Source organism: Kitasatospora sp. NPDC032121, from assembly GCF_055580145.1.
In genome coordinates, this window is record NZ_JBVILX010000007.1 from 25,938 (window position 1) to 47,492 (window position 21,555).

At 71.1% G+C, this 21,555-nt stretch carries 19 protein-coding genes and 2 pseudogenes; 12 read left to right on the forward strand and 9 right to left on the reverse strand.

Annotated features, from left to right (window positions below; all coding sequences use genetic code 11):
* Nucleotide 1: 1 nt before the first annotated feature.
* A complete protein-coding gene (locus ACZ5OX_RS19725; protein ID WP_465631465.1) occupies nt 2-1,510 on the forward strand; it encodes an NHL domain-containing protein in 1,509 nt (502 codons plus the stop codon).
* Nucleotides 1,511-1,590: 80 nt separating this feature from the next.
* On the opposite strand, the gene ACZ5OX_RS19730 is transcribed toward ACZ5OX_RS19725, so the two are convergent.
* Together ACZ5OX_RS19730 and ACZ5OX_RS19735 are read right to left on the reverse strand one after the other, a co-directional pair.
* Complete coding sequence (locus ACZ5OX_RS19730; protein ID WP_465631467.1) at nt 1,591-2,121, reverse strand: hypothetical protein; 531 nt, start codon at nt 2,119-2,121, stop codon at nt 1,591-1,593.
* A gap of 41 nt (nt 2,122-2,162) precedes the next feature.
* Nucleotides 2,163-3,308 carry a hypothetical protein gene (locus ACZ5OX_RS19735; protein ID WP_465631469.1) on the reverse strand — a complete coding sequence of 382 codons (1,146 nt, stop codon included), beginning with the start codon at nt 3,306-3,308 and terminating at the stop codon, nt 2,163-2,165.
* A 317-nt stretch (nt 3,309-3,625) separates the two neighbouring features.
* On the opposite strand from ACZ5OX_RS19735, the gene ACZ5OX_RS19740 reads away from it, so the two are divergent.
* Entirely contained in the window at nt 3,626-4,348 is a 723-nt protein-coding gene (locus tag ACZ5OX_RS19740) for a hypothetical protein (RefSeq protein ID WP_465631471.1), read from the forward strand.
* A gap of 76 nt (nt 4,349-4,424) precedes the next feature.
* Entirely contained in the window at nt 4,425-6,299 is a 1,875-nt protein-coding gene (locus ACZ5OX_RS19745; protein ID WP_465631472.1) for an FG-GAP-like repeat-containing protein, read from the forward strand.
* Between the two features lie 228 nt (nt 6,300-6,527).
* Here ACZ5OX_RS19745 and ACZ5OX_RS19750 read toward each other — a convergent pair whose 3' ends face one another.
* Both ACZ5OX_RS19750 and ACZ5OX_RS19755 read right to left on the reverse strand, forming a co-directional pair.
* Nucleotides 6,528-6,950, reverse strand: coding sequence for a tautomerase family protein (locus ACZ5OX_RS19750; protein WP_465631474.1), 423 nt, complete (start codon nt 6,948-6,950; stop codon nt 6,528-6,530).
* Between the two features lie 46 nt (nt 6,951-6,996).
* Nucleotides 6,997-7,698, reverse strand: coding sequence for an SDR family oxidoreductase (locus ACZ5OX_RS19755; protein WP_465631475.1), 702 nt, complete (start codon nt 7,696-7,698; stop codon nt 6,997-6,999).
* A 115-nt stretch (nt 7,699-7,813) separates the two neighbouring features.
* On the opposite strand from ACZ5OX_RS19755, the gene ACZ5OX_RS19760 reads away from it, so the two are divergent.
* The 3 genes from ACZ5OX_RS19760 to ACZ5OX_RS19770 all read left to right on the forward strand — a co-directional run bounded on the left by ACZ5OX_RS19760 (nt 7,814) and on the right by ACZ5OX_RS19770 (nt 9,905).
* A complete protein-coding gene (locus ACZ5OX_RS19760) occupies nt 7,814-8,392 on the forward strand; it encodes a TetR/AcrR family transcriptional regulator (protein ID WP_465631477.1) in 579 nt (192 codons plus the stop codon).
* A 137-nt stretch (nt 8,393-8,529) separates the two neighbouring features.
* The gene (locus ACZ5OX_RS19765; protein WP_465631479.1) at nt 8,530-9,594 is read left to right on the forward strand and encodes an NAD(P)H-dependent flavin oxidoreductase; all 1,065 of its coding nucleotides are present in this window, start codon (nt 8,530-8,532) and stop codon (nt 9,592-9,594) included.
* 68 nt (nt 9,595-9,662) lie between these two features.
* Nucleotides 9,663-9,905: a hypothetical protein gene (locus ACZ5OX_RS19770; protein WP_465631481.1), complete on the forward strand. Its 243-nt coding sequence runs from the start codon at nt 9,663-9,665 to the stop codon at nt 9,903-9,905.
* Nucleotides 9,906-10,415: 510 nt separating this feature from the next.
* Here the strand turns inward: ACZ5OX_RS19770 and ACZ5OX_RS19775 are convergent.
* Entirely contained in the window at nt 10,416-10,874 is a 459-nt protein-coding gene (locus ACZ5OX_RS19775; protein ID WP_449806631.1) for a winged helix-turn-helix transcriptional regulator, read from the reverse strand.
* Between the two features lie 178 nt (nt 10,875-11,052).
* On the opposite strand from ACZ5OX_RS19775, the pseudogene ACZ5OX_RS19780 reads away from it, so the two are divergent.
* The 3 genes and pseudogenes from ACZ5OX_RS19780 to ACZ5OX_RS19790 all read left to right on the forward strand — a co-directional run.
* Nucleotides 11,053-11,267: pseudogene (locus ACZ5OX_RS19780) on the forward strand (steroid 3-ketoacyl-CoA thiolase); the annotation flags it as partial.
* Nucleotides 11,268-11,280: 13 nt separating this feature from the next.
* A complete protein-coding gene (locus ACZ5OX_RS19785; RefSeq protein ID WP_465631484.1) occupies nt 11,281-12,366 on the forward strand; it encodes an alpha/beta fold hydrolase in 1,086 nt (361 codons plus the stop codon).
* A 148-nt stretch (nt 12,367-12,514) separates the two neighbouring features.
* Entirely contained in the window at nt 12,515-12,682 is a 168-nt protein-coding gene (locus tag ACZ5OX_RS19790; RefSeq protein WP_465631903.1) for a hypothetical protein, read from the forward strand.
* Between the two features lie 41 nt (nt 12,683-12,723).
* Here the strand turns inward: ACZ5OX_RS19790 and ACZ5OX_RS19795 are convergent, their stop codons facing one another.
* On the reverse strand, nt 12,724-13,647 hold the full coding sequence (locus tag ACZ5OX_RS19795; RefSeq protein ID WP_465631485.1) for a phosphotransferase family protein: 924 nt from the start codon (nt 13,645-13,647) through the stop codon (nt 12,724-12,726).
* A gap of 865 nt (nt 13,648-14,512) precedes the next feature.
* Here ACZ5OX_RS19795 and ACZ5OX_RS19800 point away from each other — a divergent pair.
* Nucleotides 14,513-14,608, forward strand: a pseudogene (locus tag ACZ5OX_RS19800) (IS5/IS1182 family transposase); the annotation flags it as partial.
* Between the two features lie 156 nt (nt 14,609-14,764).
* Here ACZ5OX_RS19800 and ACZ5OX_RS19805 read toward each other — a convergent pair.
* Entirely contained in the window at nt 14,765-15,907 is a 1,143-nt protein-coding gene (locus tag ACZ5OX_RS19805) for an FAD-dependent oxidoreductase (protein ID WP_465631487.1), read from the reverse strand.
* A 38-nt stretch (nt 15,908-15,945) separates the two neighbouring features.
* The gene (locus ACZ5OX_RS19810) at nt 15,946-16,644 is read right to left on the reverse strand and encodes a TetR/AcrR family transcriptional regulator (RefSeq protein WP_465631489.1); all 699 of its coding nucleotides are present in this window, start codon (nt 16,642-16,644) and stop codon (nt 15,946-15,948) included.
* Nucleotides 16,645-16,940: 296 nt separating this feature from the next.
* Between ACZ5OX_RS19810 and ACZ5OX_RS19815 the strand changes: the two genes are divergently transcribed.
* Both ACZ5OX_RS19815 and ACZ5OX_RS19820 read left to right on the forward strand, forming a co-directional pair.
* Entirely contained in the window at nt 16,941-17,438 is a 498-nt protein-coding gene (locus ACZ5OX_RS19815; RefSeq protein WP_465631491.1) for a GNAT family N-acetyltransferase, read from the forward strand.
* A 1,003-nt stretch (nt 17,439-18,441) separates the two neighbouring features.
* Nucleotides 18,442-19,686 (forward strand): neprosin family prolyl endopeptidase, encoded by a 1,245-nt coding sequence (locus ACZ5OX_RS19820; protein ID WP_465631493.1) that lies wholly within the window; start codon nt 18,442-18,444, stop codon nt 19,684-19,686.
* 857 nt (nt 19,687-20,543) lie between these two features.
* On the opposite strand, the gene ACZ5OX_RS19825 is transcribed toward ACZ5OX_RS19820, so the two are convergent.
* Nucleotides 20,544-21,335 carry a hypothetical protein gene (locus ACZ5OX_RS19825; RefSeq protein ID WP_465631494.1) on the reverse strand — a complete coding sequence of 264 codons (792 nt, stop codon included), beginning with the start codon at nt 21,333-21,335 and terminating at the stop codon, nt 20,544-20,546.
* Nucleotides 21,336-21,555 lie beyond the last annotated feature (220 nt).

A 21,555-nucleotide genomic window follows, 5' to 3' on the forward strand; every position in this document is an offset into this window, starting at 1 on the left:
GATGAGTACTCCCAACGAGCAGTCCGACCCGCGGATCAGGACATTCGCGGGGACGGGGGGCGCGGGCTTCAAGGGGGAGAACGAGCCCGCCGATTCGGCCCAGTTCAACCTCCCGTACGGGCTCGCGGTGGACAGCACCGGCACCCTCTACCTCTCCGACTACAACAACCACCGACTCCGGAAGATCACGACCGACGGGAGGGTCAGCACGGTCGCCGGTACGGGCGCCGCGACATTCGGCGGCGACAACGGCCCGGCCGTCGCCGCCCGGTTGAACTACCCTCGCGAGGTGGCGGTGGACGGAGCGGGCGCCGTCTACGTCGCCGATGCCGCGAACCACCGGGTCCGCAAGGTCGCGGCAGACGGCACGATCAGCACGGTCGCCGGCACGGGGTCCGCCGCGTTCAGTGGCGACGGCGGCCCCGCCACCGCCGCCCGGCTCAACTATCCGGTGGGGATCGCGGTGGACCGCGCCGGTGTCATCTACGTCTCCGACTACAACAACCAGCGGGTCCGGAAGATCACCACTGACGGGAAGATCAGCACGGTCGCGGGGAACGGCACCGCGGGGGCGAAGGGAGACGGCGGGCCGGCGGACAAGGCCCAACTGAACGGCCCGCACGGGCTGGCGGTGGACGGAGCGGGCACCCTCTACATCGCCGATGCCGCCGGTCACCGGGTCCGCAAGGTCACGGCCGACGGCACGATCAGCACGGTCGCCGGCACCGGCGCCGGCGGCTTCAGCGGCGACGGCGGACCGGCGGACAAGGCCCAACTGAACACCCCCACGGGGATGGTGGTGGACAGTACCGGCGTCCTCTACATCGCCGACTACAACAACCAGCGGATCCGGAAGATCACCACTGACGGGAAGATCAGCACGGTCGCCGGTACCGGAGCCAAGGGCTTCGGCGGCGACGACGGCCCGCCCGCCAAGGCCCAGTTGAACAACCCGATCGGGTTCGCCGTGGACTGCGTCGACACCCTCTACATCGCCGACCACGCCAACAACCGGATCCGGAAGATCGCCTCACCGTTGATGGCCGGCCTTCCGGAGTCCGGCACGGTGGTCTCCTGGGTCAACGTCCGCAGCCGGCTGCGGATGGGCGTGCTGCGCGAGTCCACCAAGGACGGTGCCGAGATCCACCAGTCCCTCGCCGTTCCCAGGGAGCACCAGCGCTGGCGGCTGGTCGTGGCGGGCCGGAGCGGAGGCGACGTCCTCTACACGATCGAGAACCTGCGCAGCGGCAAGGTCCTGGAGATCGTCGACGGGGAGGAGGCGGCCGGGGCGGTGGCGGCGCAACGCGCCTACCAGGGGGGAGACGCGCACCACCAGCAGTGGCGGCTGATCCCGGTGGGCCCCGCGACCGACAGCCCGCGGACGTACGAGATCGCCAACCGGCACAGCGGCCTGCTCCTGCGGGTCGACGCCACCGCCCCCGCGGCGGTGAAGCAGCACGAGTCGGACGGCGACCAGCGCAACCGGCAGTGGCAGCTGCTCCCCGTCTGACACCGCCTGACAACGTCTGACACAGGCGAAGGGGGTCAGGGACGGCAGCGTCCCTGACCCCCCTCGTCGAGCGTTCGCCGCTACGCGCGCGGCGGTGTGTCGGTGCTCGGCTTGTCGGCACTCGGCTTGGAGGCTTCCGGCGCCGCGGGTGCGTCGGGCGCCTCCACGGTCGGCTTGGCCGGCTTGGGCGGCTTGGTGTAGTCGCTCTTCTTCGGCCTGCTCTCCAGGTCCGGGTCCTTCTGGAGACCGCTGTGCTCCGCCACCGTCGGGCTGGACGCCCGCATGCCGCCGGCCGCCGCCGTGGAAACCGAGCCGGGGTCCTGGGAGTACTGCGCCTGCGCCCCGGCCGAGGCCTGGGTGGTCCGCACGAAGGAGCCGAGGAATCCGAGCACCGCCCGTGCCTCCGGCGAACGCTCCTGCACGATCTTCGCGCGGTCATTGGCCCCGTGGATCCCGCTGGTGAACAGGCTCGTGGTCGTGTCGTCGTACGTGTCGTCGTCGGAGTCCTCGAAGTCGACGTCCGCCCCCGGCACGGGCTTTCCGTCGCCGGTGATCACCGAGAACAGCCCCGCGCCCTTGCCCGCGGAGTCGAAGATGTTGCCGAACACCATGGTTGTCACCTCTGGTCGTCGTGGTGGCGTCGCCCGCCCGGTCAGGGGTTCTTGAACAGCTCTCGTTCGCTGTCGGTCAGGCTCTCGCCGTCGAACATCGTGTGCTGGACCTCCAGGGCGGAGACCACCTCGGCCAGCCCCTTCATCCGGAAGCCGCCGCCCGCCAGGTCGAGGTCGGCGATGTCGCGGGCCACCAGGCGATCGAGGCCGGGGTAGTCCCCGGACTGCGGTGGCGACAGCACCGCCACCGGCACGTCGTACTGCACCGCGAGCAGCCCGGAGAAGGTCACCGGGATCTCGTAGGAGTACTGCTTGCGGGTGCGCCGCTGGCTGACCAGGGTCTCCACCCGGGAGCCCGCCGGGACCTTGCCGGAGATCTGCGAGTTGGACATCCAGCTGGTGGTCAGGGTGCCGCTGACGGAGCCCGTGATGCCCGCCATCAACTGGGCGTTGAGCTGCGCGTTGCCGGTGGCACTGCCCGTGGTCGTGAAAGCCACCGAGTCCGTCACCGTGCTGGTCGCGGAGGCCGTCGCGGAGGCCGACGCCGAATTCGCCACCGAGTTGTTCACGCCGTTCTCGGTGCCGTTCGCGGTGTCCACCCCGATGTCCTCCTTGCTGTTCTCATTGGTCACCGTGTTGGTGCACTTGTTCTCCATGGCGTTCTGCAGCTGGGTTCCGAGCTGTCCCTGGAGCTGTCCCTGGAGTTGCGCCTGGAGGTCGACCTGGAGCTGGTTCTGCAACTGCAGCTGGAGTTCGGCGCTGACGCTGCCGCCGAAGGTGAGCTGGGTTTCCCCCTGGAGCGACCAGGTGATCGCGTTCGACACGGTGAACTCGACGGTGTCGGTGAAGTCCATCTCGGCCGTCTGGCTGCGGTTGACGTAACTGCGCGAGGAGAACATGTCGGGCGGCGGCTGATGGATGTTGCGCCGTTCCTCGACCAGCGGCTCGCCGAGGTTCAGGTAGGCGAGCCAGCCGAGTTGGTGCGCGGTTCCGGGGAAGGTGCCGAAGCTGGACTTGTTCACGGAGAAGCCGACGGGCTTGTGCTTCACACCGTAGTCGTCGACGTAGACCAGGCTGGGGTGGTCCAGGACGGCCTGCCAGGTCTGCTCGATGCCCAGTTCCCGTAGGTTCTTCTTGGTCAGCGGCCGGCGCTTGGCCCGATCCAGGTTGTACGCGTTGGAAGGCATTCCCCGTCCTCGGATGATGTCCTCGAACTGATCCGGCCGATGTGCGCTCGGATGAATTCGGTGAATTCGGTGGGTTGGGAACGGAATTGTGCACGTTCCGGCGATGGAAGCTATCACGGCCCCACTGCCGGGGATCGGCCGTTGTGGGCATGACACTCGATCGGGTGAACCAAGCACCTCGCCCTGTCGATGAATTGGGGAGTGTGTCACCCTGGCAACTCGGCAATTCCGGGCCATGCCCATGAACTGGGCGCCCGACGCATTGTTCTCCCGTATCCCAGAACACTCCCGTCTTCAGAACAGGTGAGGTTTGCGCTGTGTACACCCAAGAACGCACCGCGATGGCGAATTTGGTGGTCGGCGGCCCGGTGGCGGTGAACAGCTACGACAACGCGATCGTGGCGGCACTGGTCGAGAACCGGCCGGTCATGCTCGTGCACGCCTTCAACGGCGGCTACCTGCGGCCGGTCGACCTGAAGGACTCGGTCCACGACAAGGGGGTCAAGCTGGCGACCACGCTCGACCCGGACACCAAGGAGGCCAAGGGCCACCTCTGGTACATCACCCCGGGCGGCTTCTTCGGGCAGCGGCCGCTCTACTTCCTGGAGAGCGCCGCGGGCCAGGTGGTCCCCAAGCCCGTCGACCCGGCCGGCCAGGCCGCCGGGCGTGGTGACGACGGCACCCCGAAGCCCCAGCGCCGGCGCATCAGCGTCCACCAGGACGCCCCGAAGGCCGCCACCGCCGACACCGTGCAGCTGGGCCTGCCCGACAAGGTCGGCGACAAGTGGCGCGGCAGGAACGGCGCGCCCGAGGACACCCAGCTCTGGGTCGTCACGGTGACGCCGTGGGGCGGGATCACCTTCGTGCCGATCACCCACCCCGATGCCATCCTCGGCTTCAAGGACTACGCGGTGACGCCCGAGAACGAGGCGCGCCTCACCTACAACTGGGGCGGGGACTTCACCGGGACGATCATCAACACCTTCTATCCGCGGCTGCCCAACGAGTGGAACGTGCCCTACCACCACGTCTTCACGTGAGCCGCGACCACCGCCGCGCCGCCCCCGTCCCGGGCCAACGCCCGCACCGTCCGGAAGAGTTGGAAGAGGCACCACGATGCCCGTGCCCACGCAAGAACTGAAACTGGAGATCGTCAACGCCGCCACAGGGAAGGCCCTCGGCACCCCCCTGGTACCGAACGCGGACGGGACGCTCGTCGTCCGCGACTTCGCCGCGGAGGGCCCGAGCCCGGAACGATGGCAGCTCACCCCTGTGAAGACCGCGCAGGGCGGATTCGAACAGGACGATCAGGGCTATGTGATCCGCAACGCGGCCGGGGGCAAGGTACTCGACGACCCCGGCGGCAAGGACCGGGCCCTGCGCCAGGCGGCCGCCGCCGCGGGCAAGAAGAACCAGCAGTGGCACGTCGTCCCCGTCGAGGGCGAGGCGGGCCTCTACTTCATCGAGAGCGCGACCGACGGCGTCGTCCTCGACCTGCCCGATCGCGACGAGGACGACGAGCCGGAGGCCGAACCCCGGGTCGTCCTGCGCGCGTACGACGACGGCTCGAAGACCCAGCGCTGGCGGTTCGTCACCGCCGAACCCGAGCGCACCAGCGACCTCGTGCTGCGCTTCGCGCACCGGGACCACTGGAACGGGCGCCGGTCCTGGCCGCTGGTCCGGTCGACCGCACTGCGGACGGCACCCGGCGCGACGCCCTCGTTCAGCGACATGCTGCTGGTCCTGGAGCAGTTCGGCAGCGACAAGGCCGCCGGGGAGTGGACCGGTGAGGGTCCCAACCGCGTTCCCGGGCAGCCGGGTTGGTGGGCCGGGACCGGTGCGCGGTTCCTCGCCGACCTCACGGGGGCGGGGCGGCACGACATCGTGGGACTCAAGCCCGCCAAGGGAGCCGTGACCGCGTCCAGCCGGGGCGACGGAACCTTCGACGACGAGCAGCCCCTGCTCAAGACCGGCCCCGCCCTGGCACCCGCCGACCTGTGGACCCTCGCGGACACCACGGGCAGCGGCAAGCCCGACATCGTGGTGCTGGCCGCCGACGGCGTACGGGTGTCCCGCCAGGGCGAGGACGGCACGTTCGCCCCCGCCACCGGCAAGCTGGTCCTCAAGGCCTTCGGGAGCGACCCGAAGGTCGGCAGCTGGCTCGCCGACCGGCACCCCCGGTTCCTCGTCGACACCACCGGTGACGGCCGGCTCGACCTCGTCGGCTGCCACGACGGCGGCGTCTGGATCTCCCGTCAGGACGAGGACGGCACGTTCGCCGAACTCCCCGACGCACCGGTGCTCAAGGCCTTCGGTCACGGCGAGGAGGCCGGCGGCTGGCTCCTCGACAAGCATCCCCGGTTCCTCGTCGACACCACCGGTGACGGCCGGCTCGACCTCGTCGGCTGCCACGACGAGGGCGTCTGGGTCTCCCGCCAGGCCGGAGAGGGCACGTCCGGCGCGTCCGCTACGTTCGGCGAACCCGAGCTCGTCCTCGGCGACTTCGGCACCACCCAGGGCTGGAAGTCGGTCGCGAAACATCCCCGGTTCCTGATCAGGACCACCGCCGACGGTCACGCGGACCTGGTCGGCTTCGGCCCGCAGGGCGTCGCGGTGGCCCGCGGGCGCGGCGACGGCACCTTCGAGCCCGCGAAGCTCGTCCTGAACGACTTCGGGACGGCACAGGGCTGGACGCCCAGGAAACACCTCCGCTTCCTCGCCGACGTCACCGGCAACGGCATCCCGGACATCGTCGGCTTCGGCGACGAGGGCGTCTGGGTGTCGCACGGCCTCGGTGAAGGCCGCTTCGAGCAGGCACAGTTGGTGTGCCGCGGCTTCGGATACGGCGACGACTCGGGCGCCTGGCGGGTCGATCGGCACCCCCGCTTCGTCGCCGACATCACCGGCGACGGGCGCGTCGACCTCGTCGGCTTCGGCGGCCCGGGGGTGTACGTGGCGCGGAACCTCCACCGCCGCTTCCGGACCCGCTAGCGCGGCGGCGCACCCCGGAGAGCGGTGCGCCGCCGCGGACCTGGGAGCAGCCGTCGACGCGGCCGGACCGGGCCGGTGGATCGATCGGGTGGGTGGTCGGCCTCGCTGCCGACCTGCCGGCCACGCCGACCCGGTCCCTTTTCAAGTCCGCAGCGTGGCGGGTGCGCGCGCGGCGCTTCCGGGGCCGGGGGCCGGCAGCGCTGCCGACCCCCGGCCGTATCGAGGTGATCAGCACGGGCTCGGGCGGTTCTCCCGAGCCCAGCGCTGCTCGGCCTCGCTCGCCGGCGGGGGCGGGGCCATGCCGTCGATCATCCAGAGGTCCCGCGGCGTCTCGTCGATGTGGAATTCGCAGTACAGCCCGCGGTCCTTGGTGTGCGGAGCGAGGAGCGCGGCGAGCGCCTCCCGGGTGCGCCGGCGCATGTCCGGGTCGCTGGTGTGCCGGGCGATGTGCTCGACGACGATGCGCACGGCGTCCGGCGTGGGCTCGCCGCCCACGTAGAACGAGTCCGCGTCGATCTCGTGGAAGAGCACCACCACGTAGAACCTCGGCAGCCCGAAGCGGGTGTACAACCCGGTGATGTCGTCGGCGAGTTGCTTCTTCTGCGGCGGGGTGTAGGTGCCGGGAGGGTGGTAGACGTGCCAGAGCGGCATGGTTCTCCTCGGTGCGGTGGGGTGCGGCTTCGGACGTGGTGGCGGTTCAGCGGCGGATGGCGATGGCGAGGCCTTCCACCGGCCCGGACAGCGCGCCCTTGATCGCGCGGGTGGCGTCGTCGACGAGGATCTCGCTCTCCCCGCGCTCGACGCCGTCCAGGACGATGCGGGCGACGTCGGCGACCGAGATCTTCTCGACCGGGATGGCCGCGACCATGTCGGTGTCCGCGAAGCCCAGGTGCACGCCGACGACCTGGGTGCCCTGGGCGGCGAGTTCGAGGCGCAGGGAGTTCGTCAGCGACCACAGGGCGGCCTTGGACGCGCCGTACGCGCCGGCTCCGGCCCCCCAGGACAGCAGGGAGTGCATGTCGACGAGGGCGCCTCCGCTGCGGGCGGCGAGCACCGGGGCGAACGCCCGGGCGATCCGCAGCGGGCCGAAGACATTGGTCTCGAACGTCTCCCGGACCAGCCGCAGGTCCGCGGTGAGCAGCGGCCCCGGGTGCAGGACGCCGGCGTTGTTGAAGACGAGGTCGACGTCTGGTGCGCGCTCGGCCAGGGCGGCGACGGAGACGTCGTCGGTGACGTCCAGGGGGAGGACCTCGACCCGCTCGTCCGGGCTCGGGGCGGGCTTGCGGGCGGTGGCGTAGACCTTCGTGGCCCCGTGCCGGAGCAGTTCCTCGACGAATGCCTTGCCGATACCGCGCCGGCCTCCGGTGACCAGTGCGACAGAGCCTTCGATCACGGTCATGTGCGTTCTCCTCGCTCTAGGATGGCGTTTAGATTATTACCATCATCTATATGGGTGCGGAAGTAGGATCCTCAAGAGCTCCGGAAGGCTCAGGACGAAGAAGGGACCGCCGACCATGCCCCGCGTGTCACGAGCCGAGGCCCAACAGCACCGGCAGCAGGTGATCGACCACACCTCCCGGCTGATCCGGGAGAAGGGCGCCGACCGGGTCAGCGTCCCCCAGGCCATGGCCGCCGCCGGGCTCACCCACGGCGGCTTCTACCGCCACTTCTCCTCGAAGGACGACCTCGTCGTCCAGGCCCTCCAGGCAGCCTTCACCGAGCGCCGCGAAGCCATGGACCGGGTCGCCGAGGCCGCTCCCTCCGACCGGGCCGGCCGGTCCGAGTTCCTGACGCGCTACCTCTCCGACCTCCACCGCGACACCCCCGCCGGCGGCTGCGCCGCCGCCGCCCTGGCCGCCGACGCCGCCCGCGCCGAACCCGGCGCCCCGATCCGCACGGCCTTCACGGAGGGCCTGCTCGACCTCGTCGACGGCTTCCAGCAGCTCGGCGGCGACGCGGACGACCGCGGCACCGCCCTCGCCGAACTGTCCACCCTGGTCGGCGCCATCCTCCTCGCCCGCGCGAGCGACGACCCGGACCTCTCCCAGGAGATCCTCACCGCCGCCCGCCGACACCTGGACGCCCCGGACTGAAGGGCAGATGGTTTGCTCTTCCAACCCTCCAGGCCTCTGGTAAGTTCAGTTTTCCAACTCGATGCTCCGGTCGGTTGGCTCCCCGGCCCCCAGGTGGCGTGCCTGCCGTCGCGAGGGGCCCGAACGAAGGAGCGGACATGTCCGTCGGCCGAGTGTCGACCCGTACCCGCATCACCGAGCTCCTCGGCATCGACCACCCGATCGTGCAAGGGCCGTTCGGTGGCGGCTACTCCACCGTCCGCCTGGCCGCCGCCGTGTCCAACGGCGGCGGCCTGGGCTCCTACGGCGCCCACGTCCTCGCCCCTTCGGACATCGCGGCCACCGTCGCGGAGATCAGGGCCCGCACCGCGCGCCCGTTCGCGGTGAACCTCTGGATACCGCAGCCCGGCGAACGCGAACTGACCATGACCGAGTCCGAGTTCGCCACCCACCTCGGGCGGCTCGGCCTGCCCGACCCGCAGTTCCCCGCGTTGTTCGGCCAGGACTTCGAGCAGCAGGTGGACGCGCTGCTGGAGGCCCGGCCGCCGGTCTTCAGCTTCGTCATGGGCATCCCGCCCGGGAACGTCCTGGCCGAGGCCCGGCGGCGCGGCATCGTCACCCTCGGGACGGCGACGACCGTCGACGAGGCGGTCGCGCTCGACGAGGCGGGGGTCGATGCCGTCGTGGCCTCCGGGGCGGATGCCGGGGGCCACCGAGGGGCGTTCCTGCGGCCGGTGGAGGAGTCCCTGGTCGGGACGTTCTCCCTCGTCCCGCAGGTCGTCGACGCCGTCTCGGTACCGGTCATCGCCGCCGGCGGGATCGCCGACGGCCGCGGGATCACTGCCGCACTGGCACTCGGCGCCGACGCCGTCCAGATCGGCACCGGATTCCTCGCCACCGACGAGTCCGGCGCGAGCCCCGTCCACAAGCGGGCCCTGCACAGCCCGCAAGCCCGCGTCACCGTGCTGACCAGCGCCGTCTCCGGCCGCCAGGCCCGGACCATCGCCAACCGGTTCGTGCGGGACATGGCCCGGCACGAGGGCGACCTTCCGCCGTATCCGGTCCAGGGTGCACTCACCGAGCCCATCCGCCGCGCGGCCGTCGAACGGGGGCTCCCCGACTACCTCAACCTCTGGGCGGGGCAGGCCGCGCCGCTCACCCGACCGCGTACGGCCCAGGAATACCTCGCCGCCCTCGTCGAGGAAATCCGGCCCCGCGTGTAACGGCACGTTCCCTCCCGTGCGGCCGGCCCCCGCGCGGCCACCCTCTCTCATCACACAGGACGGACCCCGTGCCGTCTTCGACGTCGGCCGCCACGCCGATTGCCACGGAAACCATCGCAGTCGACGAGTGGTTGGCGGACCCGGAGTTCCTGGTGACCGCGGACCCGGAACGGGTCATCGCGCTGCTCGATGTGGCGTCGAGTCCGGCGGCACGGGTGGGGAGCGCGGTGTACCGGGTGTCGGCGGAGCTGCATCGTACGGCCGGTGCGGGCGTGCGGCGGCAGTTGCCGGCGCTGGACGCAGCCCGGTGACCGGCCGGCAGGTCGGCCGGCAACCCATGACCGGCCACACCCGCCGGGTGTCGGCGGTGGCGACGACGTTGCCGGACGGCTGCCCCGTGGCCGTCCCCGGCGGGGACGACGTCCGGGTGTGAGGGCTGACGACCGGCCGGCACGTGGGCCGGCCGGCGTGTTCGGGGTGCTGATCGCGGCCGTCCATTTCGCGTCGGCGATGGCGTGTGACGGCCGCGGTGCGGTGTTGATCACCGTGGCATGCCGCGGCCCGATGCCCGGTACACCAGCCTCTCGCTCGGCAGGGCCGGGGCGAGGGCGCTCACGGAACTGCTCTTCGAGGTGTATCGCCCGCGCGGCATCCACGCCGTCACCGTCGCGGTCGACTGCCGCATGGTCCGTGGCACCGGCTCCGATCCGGACCTGGTGGCCGGGCGCTCCTGGACGCCGTATCAGCAGCGGTATGAGCAGTGGCGCCGCGGAGTCGTGCACACCGGTTCGACGCCTGTCCGACCGGGCCCGGCTCTTGGATCATTCCGGCCCGGCGGCGGTCCAGCCGGGGGTTGTGAAGCGCGGGGTGAGGGAGTGGCTTTCCACCTCCGTGCCGCAGGCGCGGCAGACGACGGCCGGGTCGAGCGTCGCGCCGCAGGAGTGCTCGAAGACGGTCGGCGGCACGTCGTTGAGGTGGCGGTCGCCCCAGCGCAGCAGCATCAGCAGCACGGGGCGCAGTTCCTCGCCGGCCGGGGTCGGGCGGTACTCGTACCGGGTCGGGCGGTCGTTGTACTGGACCTTCTCCAGTACTCCGGCGTCCACCAGGCGGCGCAGCCGGGTGGTGAGGATGTCACGTGGCGCCCTGATGTTGCGGGCGATGCCGTCGAAGCGGTGCACACCGAAGAAGACCTCACGCAGGACCAGAAGCGAGTACTTCTCCCCGACCACTGCGAGCGCGTCGGCGATCGAGCAGGGGCGGGGGGTTGCGGCTGTGGTCATGTCGTTCATTGTAAGGATCTCGGTTGGCTTTTCCAACTCGCCCTCCTATAGTGAGTCTGGTTTTCCAACTTGCTGGTGGAGGTGATGAGCATGGACGGGCTGATGGTCAGTGTCCATGCCGCACAGCGGCCGGCCGGAGCCCCTGAGCACACCTGGCCGAACACTCCCCTCGACGAGCGCCTTCGCGAGCGTGGTCCTCGTCCGGCCGCAGGAGACCGGTTTGCCGATCCGGCGAAGGTCGACGTCAACGGCGGCGCCATCGCCGTCGGCCACCCCCTCGGCACCAGTGGCACCTGACCGATGACCACCTTCGTCCATGCCCTGCACCAGCGCGGCGCCCGCTGTGCCCTGCAGGCGACGTGCGAGGCCGACGGCCTCGCCAACGCCACCATCCGGAGGTACTCACGTGAACGACCCCAGCACCCGGACCACCTTCACACGTGCCCGCGTCACCCTGACCGAGGGCACAGCCGCCGGCAACGGTCACTCGATCTCCTACCTCGCAGCCGGTCCGGAGGACGGTCCGATGCTCGTCTTCGTCCACGGCTGGCCGGCCAACGGCCGCACCTGGAAGCACCAACTGACCGCCTTCGCCGCGCTCGGGTTCCGCGTGATCGCGCCCGACCTGCGCGGCTACGGAAGCTCGACCGTGCACCCGCGGCGAGACGCGTACGCCCAGGAGCACCTCGTGGGCGACATGGTGGCCCTGCTCGACCGGCTCGGCCGCGAACAGGCCGTCTGGATCGGACATGACTGGGGCAGCGCAACCGTCTGGGGCCTCGCCGCTCACCATCCCGAGCGCTGCGCGGCCGTGGCCAGCATCTGCGTCCCCTACCGCACGCTCGAACGAGGGGTGCCGGCTCTTCTCGAACACGTCAACCGCTCGATCTATCCGCCGGACACCCACCCGTACGCCCAGTTCGACTACATGCACTACTACGCGTCCGGGGCGGAGCGAGCCGCGCAGGTCCTCGACGCACGGCCGGCCAACGCCGTGAGGGCCTTCTTCCGTGGGGGCGTTCCGGCCGCTCACGGCAAGCCGGGGCCGACCTCGGAGATCACCCGCAACGGGGGATGGTTCGCAGGCGCGGACGCGGTCCCGGACCTCCCGGCCGACGCCGGAGTCCTGGACGAGGAACTGCTCGCGGACCTGACGTCCTCGCTGACCGGAACGGGATTCGGGGCCTCGATCGCCTACTACCTCAACGACGAAGCCAACCGCGCCTACAGCGACACCTCGCTGAACGGCGGACGGCTGGACATGCCGGTCCTGTTCCTCGAAGCGTTCTACGACCAGGTCGCCGACACGTCCGTGTCCCGGCTCGCGGAGCCCATGCGGCGCTACTGCACCGACCTCACCGAGGAATCCATCGAGGCGGGCCACTGGGCCCAGCTCGAACAGCCCACCGCCGTCAACGCCGCGCTCGCCCGCTGGCTTGCCACAAAGACCCCGAGCCTGTGGCCCCAGCCGACCCGCCCGTCCAGGACCTGACACCACGTCGGCGATCACGGCGGCGGGGCCGGGCCACGCCGCCGTCAACCGGCGCCCTGCCACATGACCCCCGGACCCAAACCGGAACCATCAGGTCCGAGACGGCGGTGGTGAGGGGCGGCGGCTGGCCGCGATCAGGAGGAGCCGCTTGCGCAGCAGCAGCGGTTTTGCCCTGCCGAACATGCTGCGCTTGAGCATTGTCAGGTCGTTGACGCGGCCCTCGACCGGCCCGACACCCCGCACCACCATCTTCCGGGCCGGTGAATGGCGCGTCGTCGTCTTCTACAGCCTGCTGCGTGCCGACCCCAAGCCGTAGGGCCTGTCTTCGCACCCGTGCCCGCGGGGCGAAGGCAGACCCTAGGCCGTTCCGAACCACTCCTCGGCGAGGGCGTCCAGCGTTCGCGCCGAGGGATTCAACTCCCGGAGGTACCACGGCAGATCGCTGTACAAGTGGAGCAGGGTGTACGCCATCAGCAGCCGGGGCTCGAAGCGGCGGCCGTAGGCGTCCAGCAGCCGGCCGAGCAGGTGCGGGTCGGCCCGGGTGGTGAAGAGCCCGACGGCGACCAGGTCGTAGGCCGGGTCGCCGATCATCGCGGGCTCGAAGTCGACCAGGCCGGTCAGGCGCCAGCCGTCGGCCGGGTCGGTGAGCAGGTGCTCGCGCATGAACTCGGTGTGCAGCAGGGCGCGTTCGGGGGCGGCGGGGAGCGGGGCGGCGGCGAGGAAGTCCGGGATCTGCTCCAGCCAGTCCTCCGTCAGCCCGCGGTCGCGCTGGCGGGCGACCGCGCCCGCCCGTTGGCCGGTCAGGAAGTCCGGCCAGTCACCGGGGCCGAGGGCGTCGGCGAGCGGCCCCGGGTCGAGGGCGTGCAGGGCGGCGAGCGCCTCGCCGCACTCGCGGGCGATCCGCTCGCGGTCGGCCCGCGGGATGCGCGGCCAGGCCGGGGCGAGGCCATCGCCCGGCAGCCGGGACATCAGGATGTGCCGCCAGCCGTTGACGTACTCGCCGGCCGCGTGGACGGACGGGGTGGGGATGGGCAGTGTGCCGTCCAGCCGGGAGAGCACGCGTTCCTCGACGATGCCGTCCCGGGCGCTGGCGGCCGGGAACAGCTTCAGCACGAGCGCGTCGCCGACCGCGTAGACCGGGACGGAGCCCTCCGCGAAGCGTTCCAGGGGCAGGCCCCCGACGCCCAGCCGGGCGCAGAGCGCCTCGGCGCCGGGGCGCATCACCGTCTCGTCAGGGACGACCGCGTCCCACTCCTCGTCCGTCAGCACCAAGGGCAGCACGGGTCCACCGTAGGCAGGCGAACGGGCTTGGCGCAAAGGCCTTTCAGCGCTCTTCCCGGAGGGTTCCGCAGGTCTCCACGTCCGACGGGACCGGCTCGGGACCGGTGTCCGGGTCGCGGGTGAGCGGATAGCGGGCCCCCGCGCCCCCTGCCACCATCCCCAGGCCGCTCTTCCGCGAGGCCGTACGCCTGGCCGACCCCACCCAAGACTTCGCGGCGCTGCGCGAACAGGCCGGCGGCGCCGCGATCGTGGACGCCTGGGCCGTCCGCCACCAAGCCCTCAACGCCTACCGAAGCTTCTTTCCCGGCCCGCACACCCACCACGCTGCGCACGCTGCCCCATGAGCTTCCCCTTCTCTCGGACCGGGTGATCCCGGGAGCAAGGTTCGCCGTCCCGCTGGGCGTGGTGGCAGAGCGCGCGGGGCGGTGCGCGAGGCACATCAGAACCAGCCGGACAAGACACGCTCAAGACGACACACCGCGGAAGATCGCGATCCGCATTCGGTGGGTAAGCGACCATGATCCGCTCGCAGGAGCCGGCCCGGCGAGCCGGCCGGCGCCGTCTGCACAGCGACTGTCGGGCTCGCACGCTGGTGCTTGCTGAAGGGCCGACAGATCTCGATCACCGGCAGTAGCTTCGGCGGGGTGGCCGTCCTGGGGACAGTTTGGGACCACACCGGATGAGCACTCATGAACGCTGATGGGTCAAGACGGGCGCTTGTGTGCGAAGTGAACACTGGCGGTCCGTCAGCACACCGCCGCGTCGTTCCCGCCGAGAAGTGCCAACTCATATGTTTCCCAGCGTAGTTTAGCAACAAAGAAGCCGAGATCTTGAGGTCTCGGCTGTCGACAATAATTGAACCCCCTGGAAGATCATGCGCGACTGCCGTCTCAAGGGTGACGGAGTCCATCACGCCGTGCTCGGCATCGCCCGCCTGCACAACCTCCTCCAGGCCGCGTAACCAGGCGGACGGAGGCCAGTCGACCCTGTCCTGATCTACTCAAGGACTAATTACGGAACAGCCCTTGGCCTCCCGGATCGTGACGGGGAGGCCGGGCAGGGGTGTGGCCGCGCCGAGCGGTGTCATGGTGGTCTCCTGCGAGGGGTGCCGGGCGGGTCAGCCTGCCTGGTGGCGGGCGGTGAACTGGTCCAGCAGTCCCTGCGGGGCGTCGGCGCGGAAGCAGGTGCGGAGGTTGGCGGCGGACATCGCGGCGGCCGCCTGGCTGCGAGGGAAGAGCGCTTGTTCATAGGCGGTGAGGGCGGCCTCGGTGTCGCCGGGGTGGGCGGCGATGGCCTGGCCGAGTTCGGCGGCGTCGAGCATGGCGAGGTTGGCGCCTTCGCCGGCGAAGGGGGACATCAGGTGGGCGGCGTCGCCGAGCAGGGTGACGCCGGGGATGCGGTTCCACCTGTGGTCGACCGGTAGCGCGTGGATCGCTCGCGGCACCAGCGGGCCGTCGGCGTCGGCGACCAGCGCCCGCAGGCTCGGGTCCCAGTCGGGGAAGTGTGCCAGCACCGCGGTCTTGGCAGTGGTGGTGTCGGTGATGTCGATGCCGTCGATCCACTCCCGGGGGACGGTCAGTGCGGTGTAGAGGTGCAGGCTGCCGTCGGTCTCGCGGTGGGCGAGGAAGCCCTTGCCGTCGCCGAGCGCGAAGAGCATGCCGCCGCCGACCACGGCCGCGCTCGCGGGGTGGCGGGTGTCGGCGTCCAGCAGGTCCGACTCGACGAAGGACACGCCGGTGTACGTGGGGGTGGCGTCGGAGAGCAGCGGGCGGATCCGGGACCAGGCGCCGTCCGCGCCGACCAGCAGGTCGGTGGTGAAAGTGCTGCCGTTGGCGAGCGTCACCTTGTGGCGTCCGCCGCCGAGCGGGCGGGCGGCAGTCACCTTCGCGCCCCAGTGGACGGTGTCCGATGGCAGCGAGCCGAGCAGCAGGTCGCGCAGGTGGCCGCGGTCGAGTTCGGGACGGCCGCCGGTGCCGTCGTCCTCCTCGGCGAGGTGGACGGTGGCGTGCCGGTCGAGGATCCGCATCTCCTCGCCCCCGGGGTGGATGAGGGCCCGGAACTCCTCGTGCAGGCCTGCGGCGTGCAGGGCGGCCTGGCCGGAGTCCTCGTGGATGTCGAGCATGCCGCCCTGGATGCGGGCGGCCGGTGAGGTGTCGAGGTCGAACACGGTGGTCTCGATGCCGTTCACGTGCAGGACGCGGGCCAGGGTGAGGCCGCCGAGGCCGGCGCCCACGATCGCGATCGGGTGATGGGTGGTCATGTGAGTGCTCCTGGTGGCTCGGTGCGGACGACCGTCGGTCAGGCGAGCGACCCGTCTGCCGGGGTGGGGGTGTGCGCGATGCCGGCGAGCAGCACCTGGAAGCCCCAGGACAGCCGCTGCTGCGGAGCCCCGGCGAGCAGCAGGGGCCCGAGCGTGGCGATCTGCGGATGGGTGTCGGGGGAGGCGCCGCGCAGCGCGCGGGTGAGGGCGTCCCATTCGGCTTTGGTGTCGGCCGACTGGTCCCGGGTGGCCTGCTCGGCGGCGGTTGCGGTGGCGTACTGCAGCAGGACGTCCACGCCCCAGGCCGCCTGTGCGGCCGGGACACCGCCCTCGGCCAGCAGCGCGAGCACGGTCTCGACCAGGCGCAGGTAGTGCTCGCCGCTCGGGCGGGCCACCAGGGCGGCGCGGGCCAGGGCGGGGTGCTCGAAGAGCATCACGGTGTAGGCGGTGAGTAGCACCTCCAGCCGCTCGCGCCAGCTGCCCTCGGCGGGGGCCGGCCCGACCGTGCCGAGCAGTCGGTCCAGAACGGCCGCATGCAGTTCATCGGTGTTGGCGACGTAGACGTACAGCGAGGCCGGGCCGGTATCCAGCTCCTGCGCCAGGCGGCGCATGGTGACCTTCTGCAGGCCCTCGGTCTGCATGATCTCCACGGCGGCCGTGACGATGCCCTCCCGGGTCAGCGCGGGCTTGGCGGGCCGCTCCCGGCGGCTTCTGGGTGCAACGGGGTGACCTGTCATGCCTGCCAGCCTAACGAACATGTTCGTCAGGAACAAGGTCGTGACGAACATGTTCGCCATGGGACTGCGGGGCCGGCCTCTGCGCTTGAGCCGGTCACGGCAGGAACCCATTACCCACCCGTACCCCGCGGTGATCAAACTCTGACCCCGGACGCCCCCAGCGCTCGGCTGATTGCGTCGCGCAGCTCGCGGGCGGAGCCGCCGAGCGGGGCCGGTGTCCGAAACCCCTTGGACGGTGCCGGGATCGGCTTGCTGAAATGGGAGACGGCCGCTGTTGGAGTCGAAGGGGTGCGGCGATGACCGTGATCAGGCTGCACCTGTCGGTGAGCGGCCTCACCGACGCGGACCTGCCGTCCTGCAGCTGGGCCGGCTCCCCCAAACACGTGCGCGAGCTCGTCCACCAGATCCGCCGCGCCGAGGCGGGCGAGATCGACTACCTGGCGGTGTGCACGCCGGTCGGGCTCCCGTTGGCGGTCGGCGGCATCGACTACACGGTCAAGCCCGGCGCCGGCACGCTCTGGCAACTCGGCGTCCACCCGGCCCTGCAGTCCTGCGGGATCGGCACGCTGCTGATCCGCGCCGCCGAGCAGCGGATCGGCGCCCGGGGCCTGACCCGCGCCGAACTCGGCGTCGAGGAGAGCAACCCACGCGCCCGCGCCCTCTACGAACGCCTGGGCTACCGGGCCTTCGGCCGCGAGCTCGACTCCTGGGACGTGGAGGCCGAGGACGGCTCGCTCCAGCGGTGCGAGACGATGTGCACGCTGATGCGCAAGGACCTGGTGCGGGGCGGTTAACGGCTGCGCGTCGTCGGCCGGATTGCGAAGGGTCTGCCGGCGCTCCTACGAGCCACCCCGCCGGGCGGGTGCGACGCCGGCCGTCCTCCGGAGCGAGATCGACGGCATAGGTCCACTTGCCATGCTTGACGTCCGCGCTCAGCTGCGGACACCACGGGCCGAGCTGCTTCCGGTTCTCGTCCTGGCAACCGCACCGGCGATAGACCCGACCCCTGCTCGTACGCTGCGCCACGGGCGTCTCCTTCTTGGGCTGTTGATTCCGGGTCCAAGATTCGCCGGGTGGTCGGGCGTGTGGCGCGCTCGACGAGGGCGTCCAGGGCCTCGATCGAGGGTGCCGCTGCCATGGGGACGTCCGCCATGGGGTCACCCTAGGGCCGCCGGCCACCTGCGCGCGAACAGCCCCGCGTCCCGGTCCGCGCCCAAGTCCGTCCGGCCCGCCGTCGAGGCCGAACGCCCCTCCCGCGGGGTGGCTGCCCGTCTGCGGTCCGTCCTCGCCCGGCCGTTCCGCACCGGCCCCGACACCGGGCGTTCCGCCACCGCGCCCGCCCCAGGCCCTTCCGCCGTCAAGCGGCTCTGACCCCGGAGTTCTCCCCTGCCCTCCCACCACCACCTGCCGACCGCCCTCACCGGGGTCTCCGAGCGAATCCGCAGTGCCCGCAGCAGCCTCGACGCCCTGCGTCGGCCCGCCACCCTGGCCACCGCTGCCGCACACATCGAGGCGCTGCGCCACACGCACCTGGACATCGTCCTGCTGGCCGCCGACCTCACTGCGACCCGCGCTGCCGGCGAGACGCCGCATCCGGCCGTCACCGGGCTGGGGAGGATGGGGCGATGGGGAAGGCGAGGGGCTGGTCCAGGCGTCACGTCCGGCGTGTTTAAGGATTCAATTGCATAGTCCACAACTCCCAATCCCTGGCAGGACACTGGCCGGATCCGGACCTAGCGTGGAGGCAGAGGAACCGCAATCCGAACACCACGCGCAGCGACCAAAGGAGAACCGACCATGGCGCCGCAGGACGACCGGGCCTTCCCCAGCTTCGCCAAGTTCATGGACTCCCTCGCCTCTGCCCGGCACGAGGACTTCGTGCTCCGGGCGGTGGCGGGTACGACCAACGCGGAGGACTTCTCCGCGGCGGCAGAACACGTCAGGAGCCTCTACGCAGGTGTCGAGGTCACTCACAGTTTCGTCGACGACAACGGGCAGGTCTTCGACTGTGTCCCGATCGCCAGCCAGCCCGCCCTCAGGGGCGCCTTCAGCGTTCCGCCCGAGCCCCCCGACGCCCCGGACGCGGCCGGGCCACGGGGCGCCGGTCAGGGCACGCCGATCCAGCCGCAGCTGCGGTCCGACCGGCTGGATAAGTTCGGCCACGCCATGTCGTGCCCGCCCGGCACGATCGCGATGCGCCGCGTCACCCTGGAGGAGGTGGCGAGGAGCGGCGGCGTGCAGAACTTCCACCGGAAGTATCCGCAGGGGAAAGGCCGCCACCCCCGACTGAGCCCTCCTGAGGCCGCCGCGGGCACCCACAAGTACGCGCACGCCTTCCAGGGGGTCGACAACCTAGGCGGTCACGACTTCATCAACATATGGGACCCCAACGTCGGGTCGGAGGTCTTCTCGCTCTCCCAGCACTGGTACGCCGGCGGCTCACCCGTGCAGACCGTCGAGTGCGGCTACCAGGTCTACCCGGGGAAGTACGGCACCACCCAGCCGGTCCTCTTCATCTACTGGACGGCCGACGGTTACCAGAACACCGGGTGTTACAACCTCGACTGCTCGGCGTTCGTCCAGACGAACAGCGCCTGGGCCCTCGGCGGCACGATCTCCCCGGTGAGCGTCTCGGGCGGCTCGCAGTACGAGCTCGAGGTGTCCTACTACCTCTCGGGCGGGAACTGGTGGCTCTACCTGGGCGGCACCCAGGCGAGCAACGCGGTCGGCTACTACCCGGGCTCGCTGTTCGGCAGCGGCCCGCTCGCGACCAACGCCCAGGACATCGACTACGGCGGCGAGGTGGTGAACAACGTGGCGTGGCCGCCGATGGGCAGTGGCGCGTTCGCCGACGCCGGCTGGCAGTTCGCCGCCTACCAGCGCGACATCCACTACTTCGCGACCGACAACACAGCCCAGTCGGCGAAGCTGACCGGCGTCCAGACATCGCCGAACTGCTTCACCATCACGGTCGGCAATGCTCCCGATCCGTGGAACGAGTACTTCTTCTTCGGCGGCCCGGGCGGCACCGACTGCACCTGACCCGGCCGTTACCGACGGCGGAGCACCCCTCGCACTCCGCCGTCCAGGCCTCCCCGCAGTGGGGGAGTGGGAAGTCGGCGGGCCCGACCTCCCACTCCGACCCGACCCTTGCGTATCGACTACCCGAGTCGGTGGCGTAGCCAGGTGCACCGCCCTGCGGGACGCAGCTTTCGCCCTCACCGAGGCCGACCGGCACCTTCTCACGCTCGCCGGCAACCTGTGGCGCAACAACGTCACCGGCGACACCTACACCCCCCACCCCCGCGTCCACCACCGCTCCCGCGCCAAGCCGAACGCGTACTCGACCGCGCAGCCGACGGCCTGCGCCAGGCCGCCGAACGGGCCGAGCGCCCCTCCCGCACCACCCTTCGCACCGCCGCAGCGCGCCTGCGCTCGGCCACCACGCGTCGGTCGATGGCCGGCGCCACCCTGGTCGAGGTCGCCCGCGTCGATCGGCCGCGCGATGTCCTTCCCGGACGACTACATCGCCACACGACCGACCCAGAGAGGGATCACCATGAGCACCACCTCGACCGGCCCCGCTGCGCTCCGCCCGCACCGTGCAGCCTCGGCGCACCCGCGCCGCCGCAGCTTCGGCTGGCGCGTGCTCGAGTGGCGCCGCAGGCGCCCGCTGTCCACTCTCGGCTGAGCGCCGCCAGGCCCCATCCCGCATGCCCGCGCCGCCCCTTTTCCTGGTGGCGCCGCAGGCGACACCCCTCCAGCGTCTTTCGAGGGGCCGTCAGGCCCCGGCCCATGCCGAAGGCCAGCGTGTCTTCTGGTCCCTTTCCGGTCGTCCATGGTGGTGTTGTGACTCGGTGCTCGGGAGGTGTTGGCCGGTCCACGCCCCCAGGTAGCTGTCAGTCCGAGGTGGTCAGGTACTCGCCCGGCGGGATTCGGCTGATCGTGTCCATGGTGAATGCTCCCACGGCCATGGCGGCCGCTCCGGCGATCGCGCCCAGGGAGGCGAGCGTCGGGCCGTCGTGGTTCGGGATGTCGCCCGTCGACAGGTAGGCCCCGATCAACGTGCCCATCAGGACCCGCTCGATGTTCGGTGCGGCGTCCGGACCCATGCCCCGTGCACTGCCCTGGACGATGCCGGCGATGGTGACGGCCAGTTGACTGGCATCGGGTCGGCCCGCGATAGCGGCCGCCTGGTCCGCCGCCTGGTTCGGTGTCTGGCCGTTCTGGAACACCAGCCGACCGAGCTCGCCGAGTTCCTCGACATCCTGCTCGGTCAGGCCGGCCATCGCCTGGAGCCGGAGCAGGTGGTAGCGGAATCTGTGGTTGTTCACGTCTTCGACGAAGAACTGGGTCATCAGGCCGAGGGAGTCGTCAGGCTGCGGGAAGTCAGACATGGTGCTGCCCTTCGGGTGCGGCGGCTCGGGCCGGTGCAGATCATGCCTGCTCCCGGCGCGAGAGCGGGCGGATCGTCCGTCGAAGACACTATGGGCATCCGCCCGGCCCCGCCCGCGTGTCTGAGCCAACCGTGGGCACACCGTCAGGTCCAGCACCCGCCGCGGCTGCCGCCACTGGCCCGCAACGGGGCAGTGGCGGTGTTGCCGACGGTCGAGCACCACTGCACGGCGTCCAGCGTGAACCGCAAGCTCGCCGCGGTCGGCACCCTGATGAAGCATCAGGAAACTCAGCATTGGGTCAGCATCGGTCCTGTCAGGCGCTGTCGCGGATGGTCGAACGACGTCACGCGTCGAGCGCGGAGGCGAGTGTCGACAGGGGCGCTGCGGGGTGGGTGGCGTACGGGGACTCTGGCTCGGGGGGGGGGGGGGGGGGGGGCCCCCCCCCCCCACCACCCCCCCCCCCCCCCCCCCCACCACCCCGCCCCCCCCCGGCCATGTACCGCCCACCATCACC

What these genes read in the sequence shown, in the direction of transcription:
- ACZ5OX_RS19825 (WP_465631494.1), bottom strand. Translation starts at nt 21,335, where the DNA reads ATGCTGAGTTTCCTGATGCTTCATCAGGGTGCCGACCGCGGCGAGCTT.
- ACZ5OX_RS19810 (WP_465631489.1), bottom strand. Translation starts at nt 16,644, where the DNA reads ATGACAGGTCACCCCGTTGCACCCAGAAGCCGCCGGGAGCGGCCCGCC.
- ACZ5OX_RS19775 (WP_449806631.1), bottom strand. Translation starts at nt 10,874, where the DNA reads ATGACCACAGCCGCAACCCCCCGCCCCTGCTCGATCGCCGACGCGCTC.
- ACZ5OX_RS19725 (WP_465631465.1), top strand. Translation starts at nt 2, where the DNA reads ATGAGTACTCCCAACGAGCAGTCCGACCCGCGGATCAGGACATTCGCG.
- ACZ5OX_RS19730 (WP_465631467.1), bottom strand. Translation starts at nt 2,121, where the DNA reads ATGGTGTTCGGCAACATCTTCGACTCCGCGGGCAAGGGCGCGGGGCTG.
- ACZ5OX_RS19820 (WP_465631493.1), top strand. Translation starts at nt 18,442, where the DNA reads ATGGCGCCGCAGGACGACCGGGCCTTCCCCAGCTTCGCCAAGTTCATG.
- ACZ5OX_RS19735 (WP_465631469.1), bottom strand. Translation starts at nt 3,308, where the DNA reads ATGCCTTCCAACGCGTACAACCTGGATCGGGCCAAGCGCCGGCCGCTG.
- ACZ5OX_RS19805 (WP_465631487.1), bottom strand. Translation starts at nt 15,907, where the DNA reads ATGACCACCCATCACCCGATCGCGATCGTGGGCGCCGGCCTCGGCGGC.
- ACZ5OX_RS19750 (WP_465631474.1), bottom strand. Translation starts at nt 6,950, where the DNA reads ATGCCGCTCTGGCACGTCTACCACCCTCCCGGCACCTACACCCCGCCG.
- ACZ5OX_RS19745 (WP_465631472.1), top strand. Translation starts at nt 4,425, where the DNA reads ATGCCCGTGCCCACGCAAGAACTGAAACTGGAGATCGTCAACGCCGCC.
- ACZ5OX_RS19755 (WP_465631475.1), bottom strand. Translation starts at nt 7,698, where the DNA reads ATGACCGTGATCGAAGGCTCTGTCGCACTGGTCACCGGAGGCCGGCGC.
- ACZ5OX_RS19765 (WP_465631479.1), top strand. Translation starts at nt 8,530, where the DNA reads ATGTCCGTCGGCCGAGTGTCGACCCGTACCCGCATCACCGAGCTCCTC.
- ACZ5OX_RS19760 (WP_465631477.1), top strand. Translation starts at nt 7,814, where the DNA reads ATGCCCCGCGTGTCACGAGCCGAGGCCCAACAGCACCGGCAGCAGGTG.
- ACZ5OX_RS19815 (WP_465631491.1), top strand. Translation starts at nt 16,941, where the DNA reads ATGACCGTGATCAGGCTGCACCTGTCGGTGAGCGGCCTCACCGACGCG.